This is a genomic window from Marmoricola sp. RAF53 (assembly GCF_052114005.1).
Lineage (GTDB): Bacteria > Actinomycetota > Actinomycetes > Propionibacteriales > Nocardioidaceae > Marmoricola.
The window spans coordinates 95,892-121,320 of the sequence record NZ_JBFRDX010000013.1; the positions used below are offsets into that span (position 1 = coordinate 95,892).

Annotated in this window: 22 protein-coding genes, 1 rRNA gene and 1 other RNA gene; 5 read left to right on the forward strand and 19 right to left on the reverse strand. The window is 73.8% G+C overall.

The features are described from left to right. Positions 1-87 precede the first annotated feature (87 nt). Positions 88-3,465 (forward strand): AAA family ATPase, encoded by a 3,378-nt coding sequence (locus tag AB4Y76_RS13230; RefSeq protein ID WP_441925967.1) that lies wholly within the window; start codon positions 88-90, stop codon positions 3,463-3,465. Here the strand turns inward: AB4Y76_RS13230 and AB4Y76_RS13235 are convergent. The 3 genes from AB4Y76_RS13235 to rnpB form a co-directional block, all read right to left on the reverse strand. Next, a complete protein-coding gene (locus AB4Y76_RS13235; RefSeq protein WP_441925969.1) occupies positions 3,462-3,725 on the reverse strand; it encodes a hypothetical protein in 264 nt (87 codons plus the stop codon). The genes AB4Y76_RS13230 and AB4Y76_RS13235 overlap by 4 nt on opposite strands. 509 nt (positions 3,726-4,234) lie before the next feature. Next, complete coding sequence (locus AB4Y76_RS13240) at positions 4,235-4,927, reverse strand: GAF and ANTAR domain-containing protein (RefSeq protein ID WP_441925971.1); 693 nt, start codon at positions 4,925-4,927, stop codon at positions 4,235-4,237. Between the two features lie 324 nt (positions 4,928-5,251). Next, positions 5,252-5,643, reverse strand: an RNA gene (gene rnpB / locus AB4Y76_RS13245) — RNase P RNA component class A. A gap of 59 nt (positions 5,644-5,702) precedes the next feature. Between rnpB and AB4Y76_RS13250 the strand changes: the two genes are divergently transcribed. From AB4Y76_RS13250 to AB4Y76_RS13260, 3 genes are read left to right on the forward strand one after another with little or no spacing between them, the layout of a single operon-like run. Beyond that, positions 5,703-7,301 carry a circularly permuted type 2 ATP-grasp protein gene (locus AB4Y76_RS13250; protein WP_441925973.1) on the forward strand — a complete coding sequence of 533 codons (1,599 nt, stop codon included), beginning with the start codon at positions 5,703-5,705 and terminating at the stop codon, positions 7,299-7,301. Beyond that, positions 7,295-8,221, forward strand: coding sequence for an alpha-E domain-containing protein (locus AB4Y76_RS13255; RefSeq protein ID WP_441925975.1), 927 nt, complete (start codon positions 7,295-7,297; stop codon positions 8,219-8,221). Before AB4Y76_RS13250 ends, AB4Y76_RS13255 begins: the two co-directional genes overlap by 7 nt. Positions 8,222-8,240: 19 nt before the next feature. After that, positions 8,241-9,080: a transglutaminase family protein gene (locus AB4Y76_RS13260; protein WP_441925977.1), complete on the forward strand. Its 840-nt coding sequence runs from the start codon at positions 8,241-8,243 to the stop codon at positions 9,078-9,080. Here the strand turns inward: AB4Y76_RS13260 and AB4Y76_RS13265 are convergent. After that, complete coding sequence (locus AB4Y76_RS13265; RefSeq protein ID WP_441925978.1) at positions 9,077-10,522, reverse strand: RNB domain-containing ribonuclease; 1,446 nt, start codon at positions 10,520-10,522, stop codon at positions 9,077-9,079. The two genes, AB4Y76_RS13260 and AB4Y76_RS13265, sit on opposite strands and share 4 nt — an antisense overlap. Before the next feature lie 81 nt (positions 10,523-10,603). On the opposite strand from AB4Y76_RS13265, the gene yaaA reads away from it, so the two are divergent. Then, positions 10,604-11,398 (forward strand): peroxide stress protein YaaA, encoded by a 795-nt coding sequence (gene yaaA / locus AB4Y76_RS13270; RefSeq protein ID WP_441925980.1) that lies wholly within the window; start codon positions 10,604-10,606, stop codon positions 11,396-11,398. On the opposite strand, the gene AB4Y76_RS13275 is transcribed toward yaaA, so the two are convergent. From AB4Y76_RS13275 to rrf, 15 genes are all read right to left on the reverse strand, one after another. Further along, positions 11,351-11,629, reverse strand: coding sequence for a hypothetical protein (locus AB4Y76_RS13275; RefSeq protein ID WP_441925982.1), 279 nt, complete (start codon positions 11,627-11,629; stop codon positions 11,351-11,353). The two genes, yaaA and AB4Y76_RS13275, sit on opposite strands and share 48 nt — an antisense overlap. Positions 11,630-11,666: 37 nt before the next feature. After that, positions 11,667-12,674, reverse strand: coding sequence for an LLM class flavin-dependent oxidoreductase (locus tag AB4Y76_RS13280; protein ID WP_441925984.1), 1,008 nt, complete (start codon positions 12,672-12,674; stop codon positions 11,667-11,669). 9 nt (positions 12,675-12,683) lie between these two features. Continuing rightward, a complete protein-coding gene (locus AB4Y76_RS13285; protein ID WP_441925986.1) occupies positions 12,684-13,889 on the reverse strand; it encodes a bifunctional RNase H/acid phosphatase in 1,206 nt (401 codons plus the stop codon). After that, complete coding sequence (locus AB4Y76_RS13290) at positions 13,886-14,605, reverse strand: zinc ribbon domain-containing protein (RefSeq protein WP_441925988.1); 720 nt, start codon at positions 14,603-14,605, stop codon at positions 13,886-13,888. Before AB4Y76_RS13290 ends, AB4Y76_RS13285 begins: the two co-directional genes overlap by 4 nt. Before the next feature lie 43 nt (positions 14,606-14,648). Next, positions 14,649-15,767: a Nif3-like dinuclear metal center hexameric protein gene (locus tag AB4Y76_RS13295; protein WP_441925990.1), complete on the reverse strand. Its 1,119-nt coding sequence runs from the start codon at positions 15,765-15,767 to the stop codon at positions 14,649-14,651. Positions 15,768-15,797: 30 nt separating this feature from the next. Then, on the reverse strand, positions 15,798-17,327 hold the full coding sequence (locus tag AB4Y76_RS13300) for an AMP-binding protein (RefSeq protein ID WP_441925992.1): 1,530 nt from the start codon (positions 17,325-17,327) through the stop codon (positions 15,798-15,800). A 66-nt stretch (positions 17,328-17,393) separates the two neighbouring features. Next, positions 17,394-18,320 (reverse strand): copper transporter, encoded by a 927-nt coding sequence (locus AB4Y76_RS13305; RefSeq protein ID WP_441925994.1) that lies wholly within the window; start codon positions 18,318-18,320, stop codon positions 17,394-17,396. Then, complete coding sequence (steA, locus tag AB4Y76_RS13310; RefSeq protein WP_441925996.1) at positions 18,320-19,450, reverse strand: putative cytokinetic ring protein SteA; 1,131 nt, start codon at positions 19,448-19,450, stop codon at positions 18,320-18,322. Before steA ends, AB4Y76_RS13305 begins: the two co-directional genes overlap by 1 nt. A gap of 63 nt (positions 19,451-19,513) precedes the next feature. Beyond that, positions 19,514-21,253, reverse strand: coding sequence for a DNA repair protein RecN (recN, locus tag AB4Y76_RS13315; RefSeq protein WP_441925998.1), 1,740 nt, complete (start codon positions 21,251-21,253; stop codon positions 19,514-19,516). Continuing rightward, entirely contained in the window at positions 21,250-22,185 is a 936-nt protein-coding gene (locus tag AB4Y76_RS13320) for an NAD kinase (RefSeq protein WP_441926000.1), read from the reverse strand. Before AB4Y76_RS13320 ends, recN begins: the two co-directional genes overlap by 4 nt. Positions 22,186-22,188: 3 nt before the next feature. Next, the gene (locus AB4Y76_RS13325) at positions 22,189-23,022 is read right to left on the reverse strand and encodes a TlyA family RNA methyltransferase (RefSeq protein ID WP_441926002.1); all 834 of its coding nucleotides are present in this window, start codon (positions 23,020-23,022) and stop codon (positions 22,189-22,191) included. 15 nt (positions 23,023-23,037) lie between these two features. Continuing rightward, positions 23,038-23,259 (reverse strand): hypothetical protein, encoded by a 222-nt coding sequence (locus AB4Y76_RS13330; protein WP_441926004.1) that lies wholly within the window; start codon positions 23,257-23,259, stop codon positions 23,038-23,040. A gap of 10 nt (positions 23,260-23,269) precedes the next feature. After that, positions 23,270-24,271 (reverse strand): HAD-IIA family hydrolase, encoded by a 1,002-nt coding sequence (locus tag AB4Y76_RS13335; protein ID WP_441926006.1) that lies wholly within the window; start codon positions 24,269-24,271, stop codon positions 23,270-23,272. A gap of 3 nt (positions 24,272-24,274) precedes the next feature. Continuing rightward, positions 24,275-25,264, reverse strand: coding sequence for a tetratricopeptide repeat protein (locus AB4Y76_RS13340; protein WP_441926008.1), 990 nt, complete (start codon positions 25,262-25,264; stop codon positions 24,275-24,277). Positions 25,265-25,348: 84 nt separating this feature from the next. Next, positions 25,349-25,429: ribosomal RNA gene (gene rrf, locus AB4Y76_RS13345) — 5S ribosomal RNA — on the reverse strand; the annotation flags it as partial.

Genomic DNA, 25,429 nt, shown 5'->3' on the forward strand with positions numbered 1-25,429 from the left:
CTCAGCGGGCTCGGAACTGTCTGGACCGCCCAGGTGATCCGGTCCGATCACCGTCGATCAAGGGTGCCCGGGGCCTAGCGTGCGGGCATGGCAGGGGTGGCGGCATCCGTCCTGGGTGATCTCCGGGTCGTCCGGGACGATCTCGAGGTCACCGAGGACGCGCTCGGCGGCCGGCGGGGCGCGTGCGTCCTGGTACGGCTGCTCGTCTCCCGCTCCGAGGTCGTGTCCCGGGAGCAGCTCGCCGCGGCGATCTGGGGCGAGACCCCGCCCGGGTCGTGGCAGGCCGCGCTGCGCAACGTGATCGCCGCGCTCCGCCGCGGCTTCACCGCCCTGGGGCTCGACGGCGAGCAGGTGCTCCGGACCACCCCGGCCGGCTACCAGCTCGACCTCCCCTCCGGGAGCACCGTCGATCTCGACGACGTCCTGTTCGGTGCCGCCCGGGTCGAGGGACTGCTCCAGCGCGGAGAGGTGCAGCACGCGCTGACCGAGGCGCACCGGCTCGCCGGACTGGCCGGTGCCGAGCTGCTCAGCGGGACCAGGGCGCCGTACCTGGTGGAGCTGCGGCGGCGCGTGGCCGGCGCCGGCGTCCAGCTGCGCCTCAGCTGCGGCCGGATCGCCCTCGTCGCCGGTGACCCGGCCCTGGCCGAGTCCTGCGCCCGGGAGGTCGTGACGTCGGCGCCGCTCCGCGAGGACGCCCACCGACTGCTGATCCAGGCGCTCTCGGCCGGCGGGAACCGGGCTGCCGCGATCGAGGCGTACGAGCAGTGCCGGCTGCTGCTGGCCGACTCGCTCGGGGTGCACCCGGCGCCGGAGACGCGGGCGGTCTTCCTCGAGCTGCTCTCCGAGGACGCCGCGACCCCGGCGTCCGCGCACCAGCCCTGGTCACCGCTGCTCGGCCAGCGCGGCACCGCGTTCGTGGGCCGGGCCGAGGTGCTCGACGTGCTGCTCGGCGCCTGGGAGGAGGCCCGTCGTACCGGGCAGCCGCAGGCCGTGGACGTGGTCGGTGAGCCCGGCATCGGCAAGACCCGGCTGGCCGCCGAGCTCACCGCACGAGTCCGCGACCAGAGCGCTGCCGTGCTCTACGGGCGCGCGGAGGACCGGCTCGACGTGCCGTACCGGCCGGTCATGGAGGCGCTGGAGACCTTCCTCGTCACCCTGCCGCCGACCGCCCGCGGGGACGCGCTCGGCGACGGGGCGGCCGCGCTGGCCCGGTTCCTCCCGACCGCGCGCGACGTGGCCAGCCCGGCCCGCAGCCACGGCATCGCCGACCTCGACCGCCTGCACCTGTTCGAGGCGACCCGCGGCACCCTCTCCCGGATCGCGGGCGGCCGCGGGGCGCTGGTCGTCCTGGACGACCTGCACTGGAGCCCGCCCGCGACCGCCGACCTCGTCGCGCACCTGCTCGGCTGCTCCGCTCCGGTGCTCGTCGTGACCCTGCGCCGAGCCGGGGGTGAGCCCGGACCGTGGCCCGAGCCGGAGGCCGACGCCGTCACCCGGGTCGAGCTCGGCCCGCTCTCGCACGCCGAGGTCGCCGAGCTCGCCCGGCTCCACGGACGCGACGACGTCGTCTCCGACCTGCTCTGGACCGAGAGCGGCGGCAACCCGCTCTACGCGACCGAGCGGCTGCACCTCGGTCCGCCGGCGAGCGAGGACCTGGTCGAGACCCCGGTGCCCGATCCCCCGGACCGGCTCCGCGAGCTCGTGCGCACCCGGATCGCCGCCCTGCCCCCGGCGGCCGGCTCGGTCCTCGCGGCCGCCGCGGTCGCCGGACTCGAGTTCGACCCGCAGGTCGTGGTGGCGGCCGTCGAAGTCCCCGCCGAGGAGGCGATCCAGGCGCTCGCGGCAGCCGAGCGCGACGGCATCGTCGTCCCGGCAGTCGCCCACCCGGCTCGCCGTTCCTTCCGGCACACGCTGATCCGGGCGGCCCTGCTCGCCGACCTCGACGAGGTCACCACCGGGAGGCTGCACCACCGGATCGGTGAGGCCCTGGAGCACCAGCCCCCGACGCTGGACGCCTCGGTCAGCGGGCTGGCGCACCACTTCGAGCGAGCGGCCGTGCTCGGCGAGTGGCGCCGGGCCGTCCGGTACCAGCGGCAGGTCGCCGAGGCCGCGCTGGACAACCTCGTCCTCGACGACGCCGTCGCGGCCGCCGACCGGGCCCTGCTCATCCTCGACCGGGCCGAGGACCCGGACCCGGGTCTGCGGATCGACCTCCAGATCATCCGGGCCAGCGCCCTGCGCCGGCGTGGCGATGCCGACGCGGAGGCGGCGGTCGAGGCGGCCCACCACGCCGCCCGCGCCTACGGCGACCCGGTGCTGGTCGCACGGGCCGCGCTCGCGTTCTCGATCGCCAGCACCGGGGGCGACGAGATCTACTTCGACGGCAACCGGATCCACCTGTACCAGGAGGCGCTCGACGGGCTCGGCCCCGGCCAGGACGCCCTGCGCGCGAAGCTGCTCGGCTGCCTGGCCTCGGCGTACGCGTGGGAGACCGACGCGACCGAGGGCCGCCGGCTCGCCGATTCGGCGATGGCGCTGGCCCGAGAGGTCGGCGACACCGGCACCCTCTCCGCCGTGCTCACCAACGCTCGCCGCAGCCTCTTCGGTTCCGGGCGCGCCGACCTGGCGCACGCCCGGGAGGAGGAGCTGTTCGCGCTCGCCAAGGAGATCGGCGACCCGCTCCTGCTCGGCCGCACCTGGCTGTGGCGGTTCGAGACGGCGATGGAGCTCGGCCACGCCGGCGACCTGGACCGCGCGCTCGACCTCGCCCGCCCGGGGGTCACGGCGTACGGGCCCCCGTCGGACCGGTGGAGCCTGGCCTACTACGGGGCAGCGCAGGCACTGCTGCACGGTCGGCTCGAGGAGGCCGAGGAGCGGATGGAGGCGGCCCGTCGCCTCGGCATCGAGATCGGCGTCGTGCCGTTCCTGGTGGAGGCGCTGTTCCAGATCCAGCGGATGGGCGTACGTCGCGACCAGGGCCGGCTGCACGAGATCCGCGCGGAGCTCAGCACCTTCTTCGCGAACGCCGGCGTCGTCGAGTGGCAGGGCGCGACCGCGTTCGTCGAGAGCGAGGTCGGTGACCTGGACGCCGTCGGCCCGCTGCTGGACTCGGTGCTCGCCGGTTTCGTCGCGAACGGGATGCGCACCTCGGCGGCGATCGGCATGGCCGCCCTGCTCGCCACCCCGATCGCCCGGGTGCACGACGTCACGAAGGCGCGGGAGCTCTACGACCTGCTCGCACCGCAGACCGGGCGCGGCGCTTCCGTCGCCTACCTGATGTGCCCGATGGACTGGGCGCTCGGGATCTGCGCGGCCGAGCTCGGCGACCACGAGCGTGCCCGCAGCCACTTCGAGGCCTCGGCCCGGTTCGCCCGCACCATCGACTCGCCGATCTGGGTGGAGCGAAGCGTCGCCGCCGCCGAACGCGGCGGCCTGCCCCCGCGCCCGGGGCCGTACGCCGGTTAGCGCAGCACCTGCCCGTACGCCGCGAACCCCGGCTTCGCCGTCCCTGGCGGTTCCGAGGGCACCGGCACCAGCTCGGAGGCGTAGTGCCAGCCCACGTGCACGGCATCGTCGCGCTCGTCGAACACCACCACGCGCGCCTGCCACAGCGGCCCGGACGCCTGCGAGGGCACCTGCCGCCACCCGAGCACCAGCCCGGGACGCGCGACACCGACGCCGTACGCCGGCCGCACCCAGACGTGGCGCACCCGGGGACGACTCATCCTGCAATTAGAACAGGTGTTCGAACCCTGGGTGAGTCCTTGCCCAGATCGCCCGGGGACGGCCACCGGCCTCGGCCGTCCGGGCCAGGTCCATCCGTGGAACGAGGCACGCCGAACGGGGGGCGCCCGCTAGACCGATCGAGCCGGCCGGCTCGCCGGCGTGGTTTGCTCTCCTTCGGAGACCGGTCGGTCTCGCCGTTCAGGCGCCGCGCCCTCGCTCTATCCCCCAGCAGGGGCGCGCGCGTCCTCCCGCACCCACGACGACGCCCCCGCGGCCTCGGGTCGTGCGGGGGCGTCAACGCAGAAATACCCGCGTCAGAGGCGGTGAAACCGGGTACCTGCGCAGGACGAGGTTCGTTCGGCGCCCGTCCACCACGTGCTCGGGCTGGCCAACCCGAGGGCGGGCATCTCCTGGATGCCACCCTCACCGGTCGGCATCGCGCGACCCCCGAGGGCCCGCCCCACCTTTGGCCGGGCGGGCCCGCCCGCCACGTCCCGAAGGCGGTGGATCAGGTGGTGAGGTCGGGAAGAGTCCGGCGGTCGATGAGTTCCTGCGCGATGTCCCGCAGCTTGACGTTGCGGTGCTGGGAGTAGCGCATCAGAACGGCGAAGGCCCGGTCGCCGTCGAGGTCGTAGCGCTCCATGAGGATGCCTTGGGCCTGTCCGATGATCTTGCGGCTGTCCATGCCCTTCCACAGATGGGCGTTCTGGCGGGTGGCGGAGAGTGCGACCGCTGCGTGCCGTGCGATCACGTGCAGAGTCTGCTGGTCCTCGACGGTGAAGGCCTCGGGCGAGCGCGCGAACACGTTCAGGGTGCCGAAGCTCTCCCGCGAGGTGTAGAGGCGCACGCCCAGGTGACTGCGTACGCCGAGACCGCTGACCGCACGTGCCCATTCCGGCCACCTGCCCTCGGTCCGGGTGTCGGTCACCAGCACGCTCACCCTGTCCGCGAGCATGTCCAGGTCGGGGCCCTGGCCGGCCTCGAGCTGCAGTCTGTCGAGCTTCTCCACGAGCGGGTCGGTGGTGGCGACCGTCTCCATGCCGTGGCTGCGCGAGAAGAAGACGATGCCCGCGAAGTCGGCCTTGACGGCGCTCAGGCTGAAGCCGAGGACCGCCTCGACGGTGGCCTGTTCGGTGGGTTGCTCGTGGAGTCTGAGCGCGAGCTCGGCGAGCCTGATGGGGTTTGCGTCCTGCGCTGTCATCTCGAGGTTCCGACTGTCGTGGGAAGCCCCTGGGCGCAGAGCCGCGGGATCGGGGCCGGGTCAGCTGCCGCCAGTTGGCCGGAGGAGCCAGTCAGTTCTCTTCAGACGACGAAGTCGAATGGCGTGGACGCGCGAGGTTCGATGTCGATTCGCTGCTGACGACATTTCCTCGAGCGTACTCCCGGGACGACGGAGCAGATCGGTCCCGCCGAGGACAGGATCTTTGCTCGCGTCGGGGGTACTGGTGAAGCAGGGCGATCGTCGGGGCGCCCCGATGATCGGTTAGGGCTCGTGGGTCACACAGCCGGCACTCGGGCCCGAGTGCGGACGGGCTGGCTCATAGGCCGGGTTCTGTTCACCGGGCCGCCTCACGACCACCCGGCTGGCGACCATCCATCTCCAGGTGCCGTTGCCGACACCCTCCAGCGCCCTACCCGTGAGCTCGGGCGGGCCGCCCTCGAACGCTCACTGTCTGGACTTGCTCCGAGTGGGGTTTGCCGAGCCGCGACGGTCACCCGCCGCGCTGGTGGGCTCTTACTCCACCGTTTCACCCTTACCGCCGCTCCGGAGAGCGACGGCGGTCTGTTCTCTGTGGCACTTTCCCGCGAGTTACCCCGGGTGGCCGTTAGCCACCACCCTGCCCTTCGGAGCCCGGACCTTCCTCGACACGACCCTCGACGAATCAAGTGCCCTGCCGCGGTCGCCCGGCCAGCCCGTCCGCACCGGACACACTAGTGAAACATCGGCGAAACCGCCTCCTCCTACCGTGCGCGGGGTGACTCACCCACACCCGTTCGCCACGTACGCCGCCCCCGGGCCGGCGTACGACGAGATGTTCGAGGACTGCGTCCCGCGGCCGTCGTACACGCGGCTGGCGGAGTCGTTCGCCCGGATGCCGGCCCGGGACCTGGCGGCGCGGGCCGAGGGCCTGCAGTCCAGCTACCTCGACCAGGGCGTCACCTTCGACATCGGCGGCGAGGAGCGCGCCTTCCCGATCGACATCGTCCCCCGGGTCATCGACCAGCAGCAGTGGGCGCTGATCGAGCGCGGCGTCCAGCAGCGGGTGGCCACCCTGGAGCGGTTCCTCGCCGACGTGTACGGCGCGGGCGAGGTGTTCCGCGACGAGGTCGTGCCGCGGCACGTGGTGACGACGTCGAGCCACTTCACCCGGGAGACGTTCGGCATCGAGCCGCCGAACGGGGTCCGGGTGCACGTCTCCGGCATCGACCTGATCCGGGACGACGCCGGCGAGTTCCGGGTGCTCGAGGACAACGTCCGGATCCCGTCGGGGGTGTCGTACGTGATGACGAACCGGCGGGCGATCTCGACCGCGCTGCCCGAGACCTTCGGCCGGCACCGGATCCGGCCGGTGGCCGGGTACCCGCAGAAGCTGCTCGCCGCGCTGCGCGCCGCCGCCCCGGCCGGCGTCGACGACCCGACGGTGGTGGTGCTGACGCCGGGTGCGTTCAACGGCGCGTACTACGAGCACGCGCTGCTCGCCCGGACGATGGGCGTCGAGCTGGTCGAGGGCCGCGACCTCGAGTGCCGCCGCGGCCGGGTGCTGATGCGCACCACCCACGGACTCCAGCAGGCGCACGTCATCTACCGGCGGGTCGACGACGAGTTCCTCGACCCGGTGCACTTCCGCGCGGGGTCGCTGCTGGGCTGCCCGGGTCTGGTGAACGCGGCCCGGGCCGGGAACGTGACGATCGCGAACGCGATCGGCAACGGGGTCGCCGACGACAAGCTGGTCTACACCTACCTGCCGGACCTGATCCGGTACTACCTGGCCGAGGAGCCGGTGCTCGCGAACGTCGACACCTGGCGCCTGGGCGAGCCGGAGCACCGGGCCGAGGTGATGGACCGCCTCGACGAGCTCGTGCTGAAGCCGGTCGACGGCAGCGGCGGCAACGGCATCGTGATCGGTCCGGCGGCGTCCGCGGCCGAGCTCGACGAGCTCCGCGAGCAGGTCCTGCTCGACCCGCGGGCGTGGATCGCCCAACCGGTCGTCCAGCTCTCCACCGTGCCGACGTACGTCGACGGCAGGGTCGCTCCCCGGCACGTGGACCTGCGGCCGTTCGCGGTCAACGACGGCCAGAAGGTCTGGGTCCTCCCGGGCGGCCTGACCCGGGTCGCGCTGGCCGAGGGCGAGCTGATCGTCAACTCCTCGCGCGGCGGCGGCTCGAAGGACACCTGGGTGCTCGCCGCGCCGGCGGACGCGCCCGCGCCCGAACCGAAGGAGACGACGCCGCCCGCGGGACCGCGGGAGAGCACCCCGCTGGACCGCGGTCCGGTCGGCAACCAGCAGTCCACCCCGTCCGAGCAGCAGCAACAGCAGCAGCAAGCGGCCGCCGACGGGGGCACGCCGTGCTGAGCCGGATCGCGGAGTCGCTCTTCTGGATCGGCCGGTACGTCGAGCGCGCGGAGGACACCGCCCGGATCCTCGACGTGCAGACCCAGCTGATGGTCGAGGACCCGACCGTCGACGTGCCGAGCACCTGCGCGAGCGTGCTCGACATCATGGGCGTCCCCGCGGCCCCGGACGAGGTCGTCGGCACCGACGAGCTGCTCCGCCGGCTCGCCTACGACCCGGCCTCCCCGGCCTCGATCCACGCCACCCTGCGCAACGCCCGCGAGGTGGCCCGGCGTGCCCGCGAGACGTTGTCGACGTCGATGTGGGAGGCCGTGAACACGACCTGGCGGGCGATCCCGAGCGGCCGGTTCGAGTCGATGCAGCCCCCGGTCGCGTTCGGCTGGGTCCGGGACCGGGTCGCGCTGATCAACGGGACCGCCGACGCGACGATGCCGCGCGACGAGGGCTGGCAGTTCCTGGTGCTCGGCCGGTCCATCGAGCGGGCCGACATGACGGCCCGGCTTGTGGCCGCGGCGTCGCTGTCGACGTCCTCGGCCTGGTCCACGTCGCTGCGCGCGACCGGCGGCTACGAGTCCTTCCTGCGCACCTACAAGGGCCTGGAGACCGACCGGGTGGCCGCGGAGTTCCTGGTCCTGGACCGGCTCTTCCCGCGCTCGGTCGTGTTCGCCCTCAGCCGGGCCGAGCAGTGCCTGGAGAACCTGGAGGCGTCCGGGCAGCGGGCCGGCTTCCAGAACGAGGCGCAGCGGCTCCTCGGGCGGACCCGCGCGGAGCTGGAGTACCGCGCGCTGGCGGACGTGCTCACCGATCTGCCGCACGAGATGGAGCGGCTCCAGCGCACCTGCGCGCAGGCGACCGACGCGGTCACCCGCAGCTACTTCGCCGGATCGGTGGCCACGAGCTGGAACCCGGGCCGCCGCTAGCGGCCGGAGAGGAGTCAGGATGCAGCTCAAGGTGGTGCACACGACCGGCTTCGCCTACGAGGGCGGGGCGGCGGCGTCGTACAACGAGGCCCGGCTGACCCCGCAGACCCACGCCGGCCAGATCGTCGTGCACGCCCGGCTGGACGTGCACCCGGCGCCGTGGACCTGGAGCTACCGCGACTACTGGGGAACCCAGGTGACGGCGTTCGAGGTGCTCGACCCGCACGACACGCTGACCGTGAGCGCGACCTCGACCGTGCACACCGAGCCGCACGGTACGGCCGCGCCGCGGCTGTCCTGGGACGAGCTCCGCAGCCCCGCCGTCGCCGACCGGTTCACCGAGTTCCTCGGGATCGACGACCGGGTCGCCGCACCGGCCGACCTGGCCGAGATGTACACCGAGATCGCCGCGCACTGCGCCGACCCGGACAAGGCGGCCCGCAGCATCTGCTCGCTGATCCACGACGAGGTCGACTACGTCGTCGGCTCGACCGACGTCTCCGGTCGCGCCGCCGACTCCTGGGCCCGGCAGGCCGGTGTCTGCCAGGACATGGCGCACCTGGTCATCGGCGGGCTGCGTCAGGTCGGCATCCCGGCGCGCTACGTCTCCGGCTACCTGCACCCGGGCAAGGACCCGGCGGTCGGCGAGACCGTCAGCGGGGAGTCGCACGCCTGGGTGGAGTGGTGGGACGGCGGTTGGCACGGCTTCGACCCGACGAACGACACCGCCCAGAACGAGCGCCACGTCGTGGTGGCCGTCGGTCGCGACTACGCGGACGTGCGCCCGCTGTCGGGGATCTTCACCGGTGCCGGCGCCTCGTCGATGTTCGTCGACGTCCAGGTGACCCGGCTCGCCTAGCCGGAGCGCTGGACCGTGAAGCGCACCTTGCGGGTGACCACGTCGGCCTCGGACAGGGTCATCGCGATCTCCTCGCCGACCGGGAGCGGTCCGCTGCTGGACACCGGGGCGCTCACCGCCGGCTCGCGGACGATCGCGTCGCCCTTGCGGGGGTCGTCGTGGTCGGCCTCGACGACGACGCCGTCGAAACGCTCCCCCACCCGCCCGGCGAGGCTGGCCGCCTCGACCAGGTTGAGCACGGCGTTCTCGTAGGCACTGGCTCGCCGGCCCGAGCGGGCCATCGTGTCCGGCAGCTCCCGGAGCCCGTCGCGGGCCCACTGCGGGACCGGCGTACCGGCGCACAGGGCGGCGCACACCTCGAGCCCGAACCGGTCGACGAGCCGGCGCAGCGGCGCGGTGACGTGGGCGTAGGCGGCGGCGACCGCCGCGTGCAGCGGCTGCTCGGGCACGGCGCCGTCGAAGTCGACGTACCCGGCGCCGCGGAGCAGGCTCGTGGCCGCGGTGACCATCGCCAGGTGCTGCGGCTTCGCCGGGTCGAGGGAGCGCAGGAACTCCGGGTAGTCCTGGGCCTCCGGCCAGTCGATGTGCAGCGCGCGCGCCGTACGCCGCAGCCGCTTGACCGCCTCCGGGTCCGCCGGGGGCAGGGTGCGCAGGATGCCCACCCGGCCGGCGAGCATGATCTGCGCGGCGGCCATCCCGGTGAGCAGCGAGATCTGGGCGTTCCAGCCCTCCGCCGGCAGCACCGCCCGGAACTCCAGGGTCCACGGGTTCGTCGAGCAGTCGACCTCCTGCTCGGGCAGCGGCAGGCTGACCCCGCCCCGCAGGGCCTCCTGCTTCTCGCGGAGCTGCCCGACCTCCCGGAGCAGGGCCAGCACCTCCCGGGGCTCGCCGCGGTCGACCTCCTGCTGCACCCCTGCGTAGTCGAGCCTGGCCACCGATCGCACCCGGGCCCGCTCGACCTTCGCCGCCGTCTGCACGCCGTCGGCGTCGAGGTTCACGGTCCAGAGGAAGGCCGGCCGCACCTGGTCGGGCAGCAGCGACGCCGCGCCCTCGGAGAGCACCGGCGGGTGCAGCGGGATCTTGCCGTCCGCGCCGTAGAGGGACTCGCCGCGCTGCCGCGCCTCGACGTCGACCGGGCTGCCGGGCTCGACGAACGCGGCCACGTCGGCGATCGCGTAGTGGACCACGTAGCCCGCGCCGGCGGGGTCGCGCTCCAGGTGCAGCGCCTGGTCGAGGTCCATCGAGCCCGGCGGGTCGATGGTGACGAACGGCAGGTCGGTGCGGTCCAGGTCCGGGAGCCGGGGCTCGGCCGCGGCGGCCTCCGCGGCGGCGAGCACCTCGGCCGGGAAGTCGGGGTCGAGCTTCTGCTCGGTCCGGATCGCGGCGATGCCGTCCTCCAGGGTCGCGACGGGGTGGCGGACCCGCAGGACGCGGCTGCTCACGAGATACCTCCGGGAGGGTCGGGGGTGCTACCGGTGCCACCCTATGCAGCCGGCGGGCAGGCTGCTCCTTAGGCTTGCGCGGTGCTGATCCTGCTCCCTCCGTCCGAAGGCAAGTCCGCCCCGGCCCGGGGCGCCCACCTCGACCTCGGCGCGCTGGACCTGCGCGCGCTCACCGAGCCGCGGGCGCGGATGCTCGACCTTCTCGTCACCGCGTCGGCCGAGGACCCCGCCGGGACCGCCGCCGCGCTCGGGCTCGGACCCACCCAGGCCGACCTGGTCGAGCGCAACGCCGCACTGCGGACGGCGCCGACGGCACGCGCGGACAGGATCTACACCGGCGTCCTGTACGACGCCCTCGACCTGGCCGGCCTCGACGCGAGCGCCCGCCGGCGCGCCACCCGCTGGCTCGGCGTGATGTCGTCGCTGTTCGGTGTGGTGCGGCCGAGCGACCGGATCCCGGCGTACCGGCTCTCCGGCGACACCAACCTGCCCGGCGCCGGCATCGTGAGCTCCTACTGGAAGCCGTTCCTGGAGCCGGTGCTCACCGAGGCCGCCGGCTCCGGCCTGGTCGTCGACCTCCGCTCCGGCACGTACGCCGGCTTCTGGCGGCCCTCCCCCGAGATCGGCCGGAAGGTCGCGACCGTGCGTGTGCTCCACGAGCACAACGGCACCCGCAAGGTGGTCAGCCACTTCAACAAGGCCACCAAGGGCAGGATCGTGCGGGCGATGCTGACCGACGGCGGCACCCCGGGAACTCCGGCCGCTTTCGCCGAGCAGCTGCGCGACCTCGGCTGGACCGTCGAGGTCGGCGAACCGAAGCAGAGCCGTTCAGGGGGGCTGGGCACTCAGCTCGACGTGGTCGTCACCGACCTCTGAGGCACAGGCCTCACCCGCGCGGGCGTGCTCCAGCGCCTCGCCGACCGACTCGCCGTCCTCGATGTCGATCTCGGACGAAGCCATCAGCAGGTCGAAGGCGCGAGCAACCTGCTCGGCGGGGAGCCGGAACGAGCGGCTGAGCACCCAGTGCAGCTCGGCGACGACGGTCAGTGCGACGAAGCCGCGGTTCTCCTCGCTCAGCGTGGCCAGCAGCCGACGGGCGGCACGCACCTGGTCCGGGTCGTCCTCGGCGAGGTAGCAGTAAGAATCACCCGAGCTCGGGCTTCACGACCTCGCAGATCAGCTTCAGGCTCTCCCAGGACGGCTCGGCGGGCAGGCCCCCGCAAGCCGGGTGCGTCGTGATCAGCCGCAGTTCACCGGACCTCGCCCGGTCGATCATCTCCTCCGGACTGAGCACCACGTACACGCCGGCGGCACGCATCTCCTCCACCGTGGTGGAGACGTCGCGGACATGGCTGACCGTGCTGCCCGGCTGCCTCCAGGCCTCGTACCCGGTGGCGTCGGCCAGCAGGTGCTCCCCGTAGGCGTCCCAGAACTTGTCCGGGTCCTCGGCGCAGAAGACGTTCGCAGGACCGCCGGCCGGCGGCTGGATCACCATGCCGGGTTCGCGTCCGTGCGCCCGGCACTCCTCCTGGTAAAGCGCGACGAGCTCGGGCGACTGCCCCTGCGGCGCGAACGGGAGTCCGAGCCGGGCCGCCCGGCGCGCGGCCGCCTTCGAGCCGCCGCCGTAGAAGAGGAACGGGCCCGGGTCGGAGAACGGCGTCGGCACCACCTGGACGGTGCGGCCGTCGTACTCGAACGGCTCGCCGGTCCACGCCTGCTGCAGCACGCCGATCGCGGCCTCGACGTCCTGCCCGCGGGACTCCCAGGGGCGCCCGTGAAGCGCGTACTCCTCGGGCCGGTAGCCGAGCCCGACGGTGTACGTCACGCGGCCGCCGGAGAGGTGGTCGAGGACCGCCATGTCCTCGGCGAGCCGGATCGGCTCGTAGAGGTTGAGCAGCAGCGCCGAGACGGCGATCGGGATCCGCGAGGTGCGCGCCGCGAACGCCGCCGCCACCGGGATCGGGCTCGGCAGGTAGCCGTCCGCCGAGGCGTGGTGCTCGGAGACCATCAGCGAGGCGAACCCGTGGCTCTCCACGTACGCCGCCTGCTCCAGCGAGCGGGCGAAGATCTCCTGGCGGGTGGCGCGGTCGGCGCCGGGTGCGCGGAAGTCGTAGCGGGCGACGAAGTACGTTCTCGGGGAGGTACGCGGCATGCGCGCAACCTACAGCGGCGCGTCCGTGGGCCGCCCGTTGAACAGCCGAAGATTCGACAACCGCTCGTTGCCGCCATCCCCTTGAGGTGTGGCCCCTCGGAAGTACGAGATCACCGTGACGGAGGCCGGCGACAGCTCCATCTTGTAGAGCGCGTCCAGCGGTGCCCCGACCGCGTCCGCGACCAGCGTCTTGATCGGCGTCACGTGGCTGACCACGACGACGGTCTGGCCGGTGTGCGCGGCGAGGATCCGGTCGCGGCCCTCCAGGACCCGGGCCTCGACCTCGCGGAACGACTCTCCCCCGCTCGGTGCCACGTCGAGGTTGCCGAGCCACGCCGACAGGTCGTCGGGGTAGCGCTCCTGGATCTCGGCGAAGCTGAGCCCGTCCCAGAGCCCGAACTCCATCTCGGCCACGCCGTCCTCGACCAGCACCGGCTTGGCGAACCGCTCGGCCAGGATCTCCGCGGACTCCCGGGTCCGCCGGACCGGCGAGGAGATCAGCGCGTCGACCTGGTCGGCCAACGGCGCCAGCCAGTCGCCGGTGGCGCGCACCTGCGCCCGGCCCTCGTCGTTCAGGCCGGGGTTCGCGCCGCCGAGCCCGCCCGAGAAGAGCCGCTTCGCGGTGTGGTCGGTGACGCCGTGGCGGACCAGGATCAGCGTGGTCGGCGGATCCGTCGGCGGCATCCAGCCACCGCCGGGCTGCGTCTGGTCGCGCTCCCCGGCGACGTCCTCGGCGACGTCCTCGGCGACCTCGTCGGCAACGGCGCCGACGACCACGTGCACCCCGGGCGCGAGCGTCCCGTCGAGGGCCTCGTTGCCGAGCCGGTCGGCGTGCCCGTTCTCGGCACGCGGCACCCAGGTGTAGACGGTCCCGGACGGCGCGAGCGCCTGCGCCCGGGCCGCGAGCGGCCGCATCGACGGGTGCTTGATCTTCCAGTTGCCGGACATCTGCTCGACGACCAGCTTGGAGTCCATCCGGACCTCGACCGACGCCTGCGGCACCAGCTCGACGGCCATCTCCAGGCCCGCGATCAGGCCCTGGTACTCGGCGACGTTGTTGGAGGCCACCCCGATCCGCTCACCGCGCTCGGCGAGGACGACCCCCGTGGCCGCGTCCTTCAGCACCGCCCCGTACGCCGCCGGCCCCGGGTTGCCCCGGGAGGCCCCGTCGGCCTCGACGACGACCGCGGTGACCTCGGAGAATCCGTCGGTCACAGACCTGACTCGGAGGTGCGCACGAGGATCCGGTCGCACTCCTCGCACCGGACCACCTCGTCGACCGGCTTGGCCGCGATCACCGCCAGGTCGGACGCGTTCAGGGTGAGCCGGCAGCCCTCGCACTCGCGGCGGCGCAGCGCCGCGGCACCGGTCCCGCCCTTGGACGCCCGGAGCTTCTCGTAGAGCGCCATCAGGTCGTCGGGCAGGCCCGAAGCCCCGGCCTGGCGCTCGGCCAGCACCTTCTCGAGGTCGGTCTCGATCTCGCGGGCCCGGTCCGCCCGGGTGCGCTCCAGCGCCTCGGCCTCGCGGTCGATCTTGGCGAGCGCCGCCTCCCGGTGCTCGAGCTCGGCCTGGGCCGTCTCCAGGCGCTCCATCACGTCGATCTCGACGTCCTCGAGGTCGGAGATGCGGCGCTGCAGCGACTCCAGCTCGCCGAGCATCCGCTGCAGTGCCTTCGGGTCGCTGATGGAGCCGGCGTCGACCATGCCCTGGTCGCGCTCGCGGCGGGCCTTGACCTGCTCGACGTCGGCGTCGGCGCGCTTCTGCTCCTCGGTGAGGTCCGCGACGGCGACCCGGAGGTCCCGGGCGGCGTCGTCGACGTCGGACCGGCCGCGCATCAGCTCGGCCAGCGCGGTCGCCTCCGGGATCGTGGCGAGCTGGTGGCGCAGCCGGTCGAGGCGCGAGTCGAGCTCCTGCACGTCGAGCAGCTTCAACTGGACAAACGGGTCGGCTTTCAGTGCGGGCTCCTCGGTCGGATCAGACCCGGAAGGACCACGGGTCTGTGTTGATCGTGCTGACGTGGACGTCCACCGTATCGCCCAGGGCGACCAGCAGCCGATCCCGGAGTACCGGGAGCCACATCCACTCGGCCGCCCAGTGCGCGATGTCGACCAGCGCGGGGCCGCCGTTCTCGCCCGACTCCGACGCCGGGTGGTGCCGCAGGTCGGAGGTCAGGTAGACGTCCGCGCCGGCCGCGCGGGCCCGGTCGAGCAGGAAGTCACCGGCCCCGCCGCAGAGCGCGACGGTCGACACCGGCCGGTCCGGGTCGCCGGCGACGCGGACGCCGTGGGCGGTCTCCGGGAACGTGCGGGCGACCAGCTCGGCGAAGCCGCGCAGCGTGGTCGCCTCCGGCAGCGTGCCGATCCGCCCCGACCCGTGGTCGGGGTCCGGGAGCGAGGCCAGCGGTACGACGTCGTACGCGGGCTCCTCGTAGGGGTGCGCCGCGACCAGGGCGGCGACGACCTGCTCCCGCAGCCGGCGGTCCAGGATCGCCTCGACCCGTACCTCCTCGACGACCTCGAGGTGGCCGACCGCGCCGATCGCGGGGTTCGCGCCCGGCAGTGGCCGGAACCGGCCCTCCCCCGGGGTGCTGAAGCTCGCCGAGTCGTAGTCGCCGATGGCACCGGCCCCGGCGCCGGTGATCGCGGTCCGGACCCGGTCGGCGTCGGCGACCGGGACGAAGACGACGACCTTGTCGCGCGGCTCGGCCGGGTCGGGTGCCAGCGGCCGGGTCCCGGTCAGGCCGAGCGCGAGCGCGATCGACGCGCTCACCCCGCCGGCCGGGGCGTCGGCGTTGGTGTGCGCGGTGAGCAGCCCGCAGCCCGACGAGACGAGCCGGTGCACGACGCGCCCCTTCGCGGTGGTGGCCGCGACCGTGGAGGTGCCCTTGAGGTACAGCGGGTGGTGCACGATCACCAGGTCCGCGTCCCGCGCGACCGCCTCGTCGGCGACCGCCTGCACCGGGTCCACGGCCAGCACGATCCGGCGCACCTCGGCGTCCGGGTCGCCGCACACCAGCCCGACCGCGTCCCAGTCGTCGGCGCGGTGCGGCGGGTACCAGCCCTCCACCAGGGCGGTGACGTCGGCGAGTCGCATGGCCGCAGGCTACCGGTGGGCGGGCGCGTCCTAGTTGACCTGGCGGTCGCGCCCCTCCCAGTACGGCGCCCGCAGCTTGAACTTCTGCAGCTTGCCGGTCGCCGTCCGGGCGAGCACCTCGCGGAACTCCACCGTCGTCGGCGCCTTGTAGCCGGCCACCTTGGACTTGCAGTACGCGATCAGCTCGGCCTCGGTGAGCGCCGACCCCTCGGCCTTCACCACCAGCGCCTTGATCGTCTCGCCCCACTTCTCGTCCGGGACGCCGATCACCGCGACCTCGGCGACGTCGGGGTGGGAGAAGATGACGTCCTCCACCTCGATCGAGGACACGTTCTCGCCGCCGGTGATGATGACGTCCTTCTTGCGGTCCTGGATGGTCAGGTAGCCGTCCTCGCCGATCACGCCGCCGTCGCCGGTGTGGAACCAGCCGCCGGCGAGCGCGCGCTCGGTCTCCTCCGGCTGGTCCCAGTACCCCTCGAGCACCACGTTGGAGCGGGCCAGCACCTCGCCCTGCGGATCGACCTGGAGGGTCACGCCGATCGCCGGCGCCCCCGCGCGCACCAGCCGGGACGCCCGGTCCTCGGCCGAGAGGTCGTCCCACTCGGCCCGGGTGCGGTTGATGGTGAGCAGCGGCGAGGTCTCGGTCAGGCCGTAGATCTGGATGAACTCCCAGCCCAGCTCCTCCTGCACCCGCACGATCGTCCTGGTCGGCGGCGGAGCGCCGGCGCAGATGATCCTGACCTTGTCCCGGCCGGGGACCTCCCCGTCCCAGCCGGCGGCCGCCTCGAGCACCGAGTTCACGACGGCGGGTGCCGCGCACATCACGGTGACGCCGTGCTTCTCGACCCGGCGGAGGATCTCGGCGCCGTCGATCTTGCGGAGGATGACGTGCGGGACGCCCATGCCGGTCATCGCGAACGGCATCCCCCAGCCGTTGGCGTGGAACTGCGGAAGCGTGTGCAGGTAGACGTCGCGGTCGGTGACCCCGGCGTGCAGCGCGAAGGTGACCGCGTTGGTCCAGATGTTGCGGTGGGTGATCTGCACACCCTTGGGGCGGGCGGTCGTCCCGGAGGTGTAGTTGATCGTCGCGGTCGCGTTCTCGTCGTGCTCCCACGCCCGCGGCTCGACACCCGGCAGGTAGAGCTCCTCGTCCTGGCCGATCACGAACTTGTGCTCGCACTCCACCCCGGCGAGGGCGTCGACCAGCTCCGGGTCGACGTACAGCACCCGGGCGCCGCTGTGCTCGACGATGTAGGCGACCTCCTCGGCGGAGAGCCGGAAGTTCACCGGGACCAGCACCCGGCCGTAGCCGCAGACGCCGAAGAACGCGCTCAGCAGGCGGGCGCTGTTGTGCGAGACGAAGGCGACCCGGTCCCCGACCTCGAGGCCCAGGCTGTCGTGCTTCGCGGCCATCTGCCGCGCCTTCTCGCCGAGCTCGGCGTAGGTCAGGTCACCGAGCGACGGAGCGGGCTGGTCCGGCTCGTCGTGCACGCCGATCCGCTCGCGGTAGACCGCCAGGGCCCGGTCGAGGAAGTCGGCAGCGCTGAAGGGAACGATCACGAGTGGCCTCCGTCACAGTGGGGTGACGCCAATCTAGCCGCCCCCGCAGGGGCGTCCGGATGCCGGTCAGCTCGGCGGGACCGGTCCGCCCGTCGCGTCCACGGCGCCGTACTGGCCGATCTTGCCGCCGACCCGTGCCGCCAGCGCGAGCACCGTCGCGACCCGGCCCATCGGCGTCTCCAGGCTGTCCACCCCGCTGACCGTTGCGGTCGCGGTCGTGTCCCCGCGCAGCGTCCCCAGGACCCCGCGTTCGCCCGCCGACGCGGACGTTCCCGCCAGCACCGTCGGCACCCGCGCGCCGAACGCCCGCATCAGCGCCACCGGTACCGCGTTCTCCCCCGCCGCCGACGCGGACTTCGCCGGCGGACCGGCCACGAAGACCGCGAGCTGGCCGCGGGGCGAGGCTGTCGACACCTTCACCAGACCGGCGGCCTGCAGGCCCGAGACCAGGCCCACCGCGGTCTGGTCGTACGCCGACCCGCCGGGCCCGGCGCCGGGGTCGGCCCCGATGGCGCGTGCGAGGACGGTGCCGAGCCGTTCGTAGCCGGTGGCGCTGACCGGGATCCCGAGCGCCTTGTTCTGGGCGGCGAGCTGGTTGGTGAGCGCGTCGACGAGCGAACGCCCGGACGGATCGACCGCCGCCGGCTCGACGCGCGCCTCCGCGGTGACCTTCGCGCCGGCGGAGACCAGCAGGGCGCGCAGCGCGTCGACCTGCGCCTGGTCGGCCCCGGGCAGCGCCACCAGGGTGACGGTGCGTCCGGCCAGCTTCCCGGCGACCAGTGCCGGCGCGGTCTCGTCGGAGTAGGCGGTGGCGAACTCGGCCGCGGCACTCAGCGCCGCGACCTGGTCCTCCGCGCGAGCGGCGCCGGCGCGCGCCCGGTCGAGATCCCGGTCGCGTTGCTCGGCGCTCTTCTGCAACGGTCCGGCCCCGAGCGCGATCCCGAAGGCGAGCACGAGCACGCCGATGGCGGTGCGCAGCATCCACGGCTTCATCAGAATCCCCCGCGCAGGTCGTGCCACCACTCGTTGCCGATCGGTGTCGCCACGATCGTGAAGGCGAGCACGGCGAGTGCGATCAGCAGCAGGACGACGAGGTGCGCCGGGCGGACCCGGCCGGTGTAGAGCAGCGGAACGGCGTCGGCCTCCACCAGCGTGGCCCCGAGCCGGAGCCGGGTGAGGACGGCACTGGCCTGGTCGCCGCGACCGCGGTCGATGAACTCCTCGAGCGTGCCGTGGGCGCCCACGGGCACCACCAGCCGGGCGCCCCCGAGGTGCGCGAGCAGCAGGCCGACGTCGAGCGCGCCGATCCCGGTCGCGACGGTGTGCACCGGCAGGTTGCGCTGCTCGATCCGCTTGCGGGCGGCCTCGCCGCCCCCGGTGAGCACGACCTCGTCGGCCCGGTCGAGGGTCTTGTCCTCGACCCGTCCGGGCCCGGACAGGACGACGACCGCCGGACGCTTCCGCTTCCGGGCGAGCAGGTCCGCACCGGCGTCGACGCCGATCAGCACCGGCTTCTGCTCGCGCAGGAAGGTGCGCAGCCGGGCCAGGTCGGCCTCGGTCGCGGTCGGCCCGACCACCACGACGGTGCGGCCCTCCAGCGGGGTCCGCAGCGCCGGGGCCCCGGTGCCGTGCAGCAGCAGGCCCTCCTCGCGGCGGACGAGCTCGCTGGCGGTGTGCGCGAAGGTCGCGAGCTGGTCGGCGAGGCCGCTGCGGGCGTCGTCCATCCGGCCGGCGATCTCCTCGGGGTGCAGCACCCGGACGTCGGCGGCGACCAGCGCGCCGGCGTACAGGGTGGTGCCGTCGAGGCGTACCTCGGCGCCGTCGGTCAGCCCGCGCACCCGTGCGGGGTCGGCCTCGAGGAGCAGCACGCCGGCGTCGGCGAGCAGCCTCGGGCCGAGGTTCGCGAACCGACCCGAGATGAACTCGGCGCCGTTGATCACGGCGTACGGCTTGCGGTCGGCCAGGGCCCGCGCGGTGGTGGCGTCCAGGTCGCGTCGCTCGAGGGCGACGATGTCGCCCTCCTCGACACGGCTGATCAGGGTGCCGAGATCGCGGTGGCTGCGCAGGGTGGCGCGGTGACCCGGGACGGCAGGTTCGGGAGTACGTCGCTTGGGGAAGCTCATGACCGGGGAATCGTCACACGGCGCCGGACCGAGATCGTGCAGGTGGCCGGGTCGGGCATGTCGTCAGCCGCGGGCGGCCCGGGCTTCCTGCGCGACGTCGAGCAGCTCCTGCGCGTGCGCCATCGCCGTCTCCGAGGCCTCCATGCCGGCGAGCATCCGGGAGAGCTCGCGGACCCGGCCGGCGTCGTCGAGGACCTCCAGCCCGGAGGTGGTCACCCGACCGTCGCTGGCCTTCTGCACCACGACGTGCCGGTCGGCGAACGCGGCCACCTGCGGGAGGTGGGTGACGACGAGGACCTGGGCGGAGGCGGCCAGCGCGGCGAGGCGGCGGCCGATCTCGACGGCCGCCTTGCCGCCGACGCCCGCATCCACCTCGTCGAAGACGAAGGTCGGGACCGGGCTGGTCCCGGCGAGGACGACCTCGATCGCCAGCATCACCCGGGACAGCTCGCCCCCGGAGGCGCCCTTGCCGAGCGGGCGCGGCTCCGCGCCGGTGTTGGCGGCGAGCAGGATCTCGATCTGGTCGATGCCGTGCGCGGTGAAGCGCCAGGTGCCGCCGTCGACCTCGAGACCCTCGACGTCGGGGGTGCGGGTGAGCTCGATCGCCACCCGGGCGTGCGGCATCGCCAGGGCGGTCAGCTCGTCGCTGACCGCGGCGGCCAGGGCGCTGCCGGCCTTGCGCCGGGCCTTGCTGAGCCGGTCGGCCGCGGCCGCCAGCTCGGAGCGCAGCGCGGCCCGCTCGCCGCGAAGCTCCTCGGCGCGGGTCTCGGAATTGTCGAGGCCGAGCAGCCGCTCGGAGGAGATCGCCGCCCAGGCGAGCACCTCGTCGACGGTCTCGCCGTACTTCCGGGTCAGCGCGGTCAGCGCGGCCCGGCGCTCGGAGACGGTCGCCAGGCGGGCCGGGTCGGTCTCCAGCCCGCTCGCGTACGACGCCACGTCGGCGGCCACGTCGGAGAGCAGGTAGCTGACCTCGGCGACGCGGTCCGCGAGCCGGCCGGCCTCCTCGTCGTGCTCGCGCACCGACTCCAGCGCCCGGCGGGCCGCAGCGACGGCGCCGAGCGCGTCCGGCGCCTCCTGCTCGGCGGAGAGCGCCTCGCGGGCCAGCTCTGCGGCGGTGCGCAGCGTGTCGGCGAACCCGAGCCGGGACTCCTCGGCCGCGAGCCGGACGTCCTCGCCGGCTTCCGGGGCGACGGACTCGATCTCGCCGAGGCCCAGCCGGAGCACGTCGGCCTCGCGGGCCCGTTCGCGGGCGGCGCCGACGACCTCGGCCAGCTCGGCCTCGACCGCGCGCAACCGGCCGAACAGATCGGCGTAGGTCTTCTTGAGCGTGGCGACGGTGCTGCCGGCGTAGCCGTCCACCGCGGCCCGCTGCGCCTCGGCCTGGAGCAGGCGGTGCTGGTCGGACTGACCGTGCACCGCGACGAGGTGGGCGGCGACGTCCTGGAGCGCCGCGACCGGGACGGAGGCACCGCCGAGGAACGCCCGCGAGCGACCCTCGGCAGCGAGCTGCCGGGCCAGTACGACGACGCCGTCCTCGACCGCGCCGCCGACCTCGTCGGTGCGCGTGGCGACCGGGTGGGCGGGGTCCTCCCCCACGGCCACGATCCCCTCCACCCGGGCGGCCTTGGCGCCGCTGCGGACCGCGCCGGCGTCCGCCCGCGAGCCGAGCAGGAGACCGAGCGCGGTGACCAGCATGGTCTTGCCGGCGCCGGTCTCGCCGGTCACGACGTTGAGCCCGGGACCGAGCTCGAGAACGGATTCGTCGATGACACCGAGCGAGCTGATCCGGATCTCCTCGATCACGGCCTACCTCCGTTCTTGCGGCGCTCGGAGGCGCCGCGCCAGCCCTCGACCGGCAGATCGAACTTCGCGACCAGCCGGTCGGTGAAGGGAGCCTGGTGCAGCCGGGCGAGCCGGACCGGGGTGCGGCCGCGGCGGACCTCGATGCGGGCGCCCGGCGGCAGGTCCACCGTGCGGCGGCCGTCGCACCAGAGCACGCCGGCACCCTCGGTCTGGGCGAGCACCTCGACGGCGAGGACCGAGTCGGGCGCGACGACGAGCGGGCGGGCGAACAGCGCGTGCGCGCTGATCGGCACCATCAGCAGCGCGTCGACCCCCGGCCAGACCACCGGTCCGCCGGCGGAGAAGTTGTAGGCGGTCGAGCCGGTCGGGGTCGCGCACACGACACCGTCGCAGCCCCACCGGCTGAGCGGCCGTCCGTCGACCTCGACGACGACCTCGAGCATCCGCTGCCGGGCGGCCTTCTCGACGCTGGCCTCGTTGAGCGCCCAGGTCTCGGTGACCAGCTCCTTGCCCTGGTACACCGCGACGTCGATGGTGAGCCGGTCCTCGGCGGTGTAGCGACGCTCGACGATCGCCTCGATGGTCGCCTCGACGTCCTCGCTCTCGGCCTCGGCGAGGAAGCCGACGTGGCCCAGGTTGACGCCGAGCACCGGGGTCCCGGCGGCATGCGTCAGCTCGGCGGCGCGCAGGATCGTGCCGTCGCCGCCGATGACCACGGCGAGCTCGCAGCCGGTGGCCGCTTCCTCCTCGGCGACCGGCTCGATGCCGTCGTCGGCGGACAGGCCGAGCTCCGCGGCCTCCTCGGCGAGGACCCGCACCAGCAGGCCGTGGCTGCGCAGCGAGGAGACCACCTGGCGCGCCACCTTCAGCGCGTCCTCGCGCCCGGTGTGCGCGAGCAGGAGGATCCGCCGCTCACCCTCGGTCGTCGTCACGCGTCACAGCCTCTCATCCGGGTCGGACAGGGCGGCGGAACGGCTCACCTCGGTGGCGATCTCCTCGTCCCCGATCGTGGCCTCGCCACGCCGCAGCCAGAGGAAGTACTCCACGTTCCCGGACGGACCGGGCAGCGGGCTGACCGCCACCCCGACCGCGCCCCAGCCCCGTTCGGCGGCGGCCCGGGCGACCCCGGTCACCGCGTCCACCCGGTACGCCGCCTCCCGGACGACCCCGCCCTTGCCGAGCCGTTCCTTGCCGACCTCGAACTGCGGCTTCACCATCAGCGCGAGGTCGCCGTCGGGGTCGGTCACGCCGAGCAGCGCGTCGAGGACCAGCCGGAGCGAGATGAAGGAGAGATCGCCGACCACCAGGTCGACCGGTCCCCCGATCAGCTCGGGGGTGAGCTCACGGATGTTCGTCCGGTCGTGCACGACGACGCGCTCGTCTGACTGCAACGACCATGCCAGCTGGCCGTAACCGACGTCGACGGCGACGACCTGCGCCGCGCCGGCACGCAGCAGCACGTCGGTGAAGCCCCCGGTGGACGCGCCCGCGTCGAGGCAGCGCCGCCCGGCCACGGTGAGACCGTGCTCGGAGAAGGCGGCGAGCGCCCCGGCGAGCTTGTGCCCGCCGCGGCTGACGTAGTCCGGCCGGTCCGGGTCCTGGCGGACGACCAGGTCGGCGTCCGTGGTCACCCCGGTCGCGGGCTTGGTGGCGCGCTGCGCGTTGACGGTGACCCGGCCGGCGGCGATCAGCTCGGCGGCGTGGTCGCGGGAGCGGGCCAGGCCGCGACGGACGAGCTCGGCGTCCAGCCGCAGACGGCGCGGTGGCATCTGCTGGGTGTCCCGCTACTCGTCGCCGGCACCGGAGAGCGTGCGCCGGAGCTGGTCGTGGGCCTGCTCGAAGACGGCGACGTGCTCGTCGACCGGCTCGTCGGAGAGCCCCTCCAGCGAGCGGAGCACCTCGTCGACAGCCGGGTGGCCGGTCCCGGTGACGACGGCTTCGTCGGGCTCGTCGACGTACTCGTCGACCGGCTCGTCGGTGTGCTCGAACCCGGACTGCTCGCTCATGGGGGCAACGCTACCCGGGCGGGAGGACGCCGGCGGTGTCGGCGTCCGCGCCGGCCGTGTCGCGGTACGCCCACAGCGCCGCGGCCACGGCAGGCCACCAGTCGTGCCGGTCACCGCCGCCGGAGACGACCAGGCGTCCGCCGTCCGTCCGGGCGGTCCAGCCGCCGAGCCGGATCACGCCGTCCTCGGCGACGGGCTCGGGCGCCGGCAGCGCCAGAGAGCCGAGGTCCGCGCCGACGTACGTCGGCCGGCGGTCCGCGGGTAGGCGGGCCAGGTCGGCCAGCGTGGTCACGCCGGTCATCACGAGCAGGCTGTCCCAGCCCGTGCCGAGCGCGCCGTCGATGTCGGTGTCGAGACGGTCGCCCACCATCAGCGGACGCTCGCCGCCGACCCGGGCGAGCGTCTCCTCGAAGAGCGCCGCCTCCGGCTTGCCGGCGACCACCGGGGTCCGGCCCGAGAACCGGGCGACCAGGTCCACCAGGGCGCCGTTGCCGGGACCGGGGCCGCGCGGCGTGGGCACGGTCGAGTCGATGTTGCTCGCGACCCAGGGCAGGCCGTTCTGGACCAGGATGGCGCCGTCGATCACCCGCCGCCACGGCATGTCCGGCCCGAACCCCTGCACGACCGCCACGGGCCCGTCGGCCGGCGAGGTCACCGGGACCAGACCGCGCTCACGCAGCGCCGCCTCGAGCCCAGGGCCGCCGATCACGTAGACCTTGCTGCCGGCCGGCACCGCGCGCGCCATCAGCCGGGCAGCCGCCTGCGCACTCGTCACGACGTCGCCGTCCTTCGCCGGGATACCCAGCTCGCGGAGGTGTGCGGCCACGTCCTCGGGCGGGCGGGAGGCGTTGTTGGTGACGAACGCCAGGTGCATCCCGGCGGCCTCGGCGCCAACCAGTGCGTCGACCGCCCCCGGCACTGCGGCAGGGCCGACGTAGACGACACCGTCCAGGTCGAGCACCGCGACGTCGTACGCCGCCCGCAGCGGGACGCGACCCGAGCCGGCGGTCACGGGTCAGCCCTGGGCCAGCGTGCGCTCGACCTCGGCCGCCCGCGCGCCGGCGTCGGTCACCTCGTCGGTGTCGATCGCCTCGGTGCGGTGGAACCACTCGAGCGCGTCGGCGGGCCGTCCGGCCTCCAGCAGCGTCTCGGCGTAGGTGTAGCGCAGCCGCGCCACCCACGGCGCGCGCGACTTCGAGTTCAGCGGGGACTGCTCGAGGATGCGCAGCGCGGCGTCGTACTCCTTGCGGTCGCGACGGGCGCCGGCCTCGACGATCACCGTCTCCGCGGTGAGCGGCGCCGAGAACTTGTCGCGCGGAGCGTTCTTGAGCAGCGCCAGCGCGCGGTCCGGCCGGCCGAGCGCGCGCTCGCAGTCGGCCATGATCGCGACGTACTCGTGAGCGCCGTTCATCCGCTTGGCGGCACGCAGCTCGGCGAGCGCCTCGGCGTACTCCCCAGCCGCGTAGGCGGCCTCACCGACGGCTTCCCGCACCACGGCGAGACGGGCGGCGCGGGCCCGTGCCGCCAGCGTGTGCTCGTACGCCGTCCTCGGGTCCGACTCGAGGACCTCCTCGGCCGCGGCGAGGTGGCGTGCCACCCGTAGGCCGAGCTTCTCCGGCAGCGACTTCAGCTGGTCGCGCACGGACCGGTCCAGCTCCTTGCCGGTGATGTGCTCCGGGATCTCGGGCCCGTCGTACCGCTTCTGGTCCGCGGTCCGGTCCTCGGTGCGGTCCGCACCGGGCTTGCCCTTCCAGTCGCCGCGACGACCGCCACCCTGCGCTGAGCGAGTGCCTGCGGCGTCGTCGCGCCGCGCGCGGCTGTAAGGACGCTTCTCGTCGTCACGCTTGGGGCCGCGGCTCGCGGGCTTGCCGTCCCGGCTGCTCGACGGCTTCCCACTGCGGCTGCTCGTCGGCTTGCTGTCACGGCTCGAAGAGGTGCGGACGCCGGCGGGCTTGCCGCCGCGGGCTCCTCCCCGGGGGTTGGAGCTTTTGCGGTCGTCCGCCATGGTGCGCCTGCCTTCCGCTGCACGTATGTGTGTGGAGAAAAGAGTAAGGGCCGCCCCAGAAGGGGCGGCCCTTACGAAAGTTATGTCCGGCGACGTCCTACTCTCCCACAACCTCCCGGTTGCAGTACCATCGGCGCTGAACGGCTTGACTTCCGGGTTCGGAAT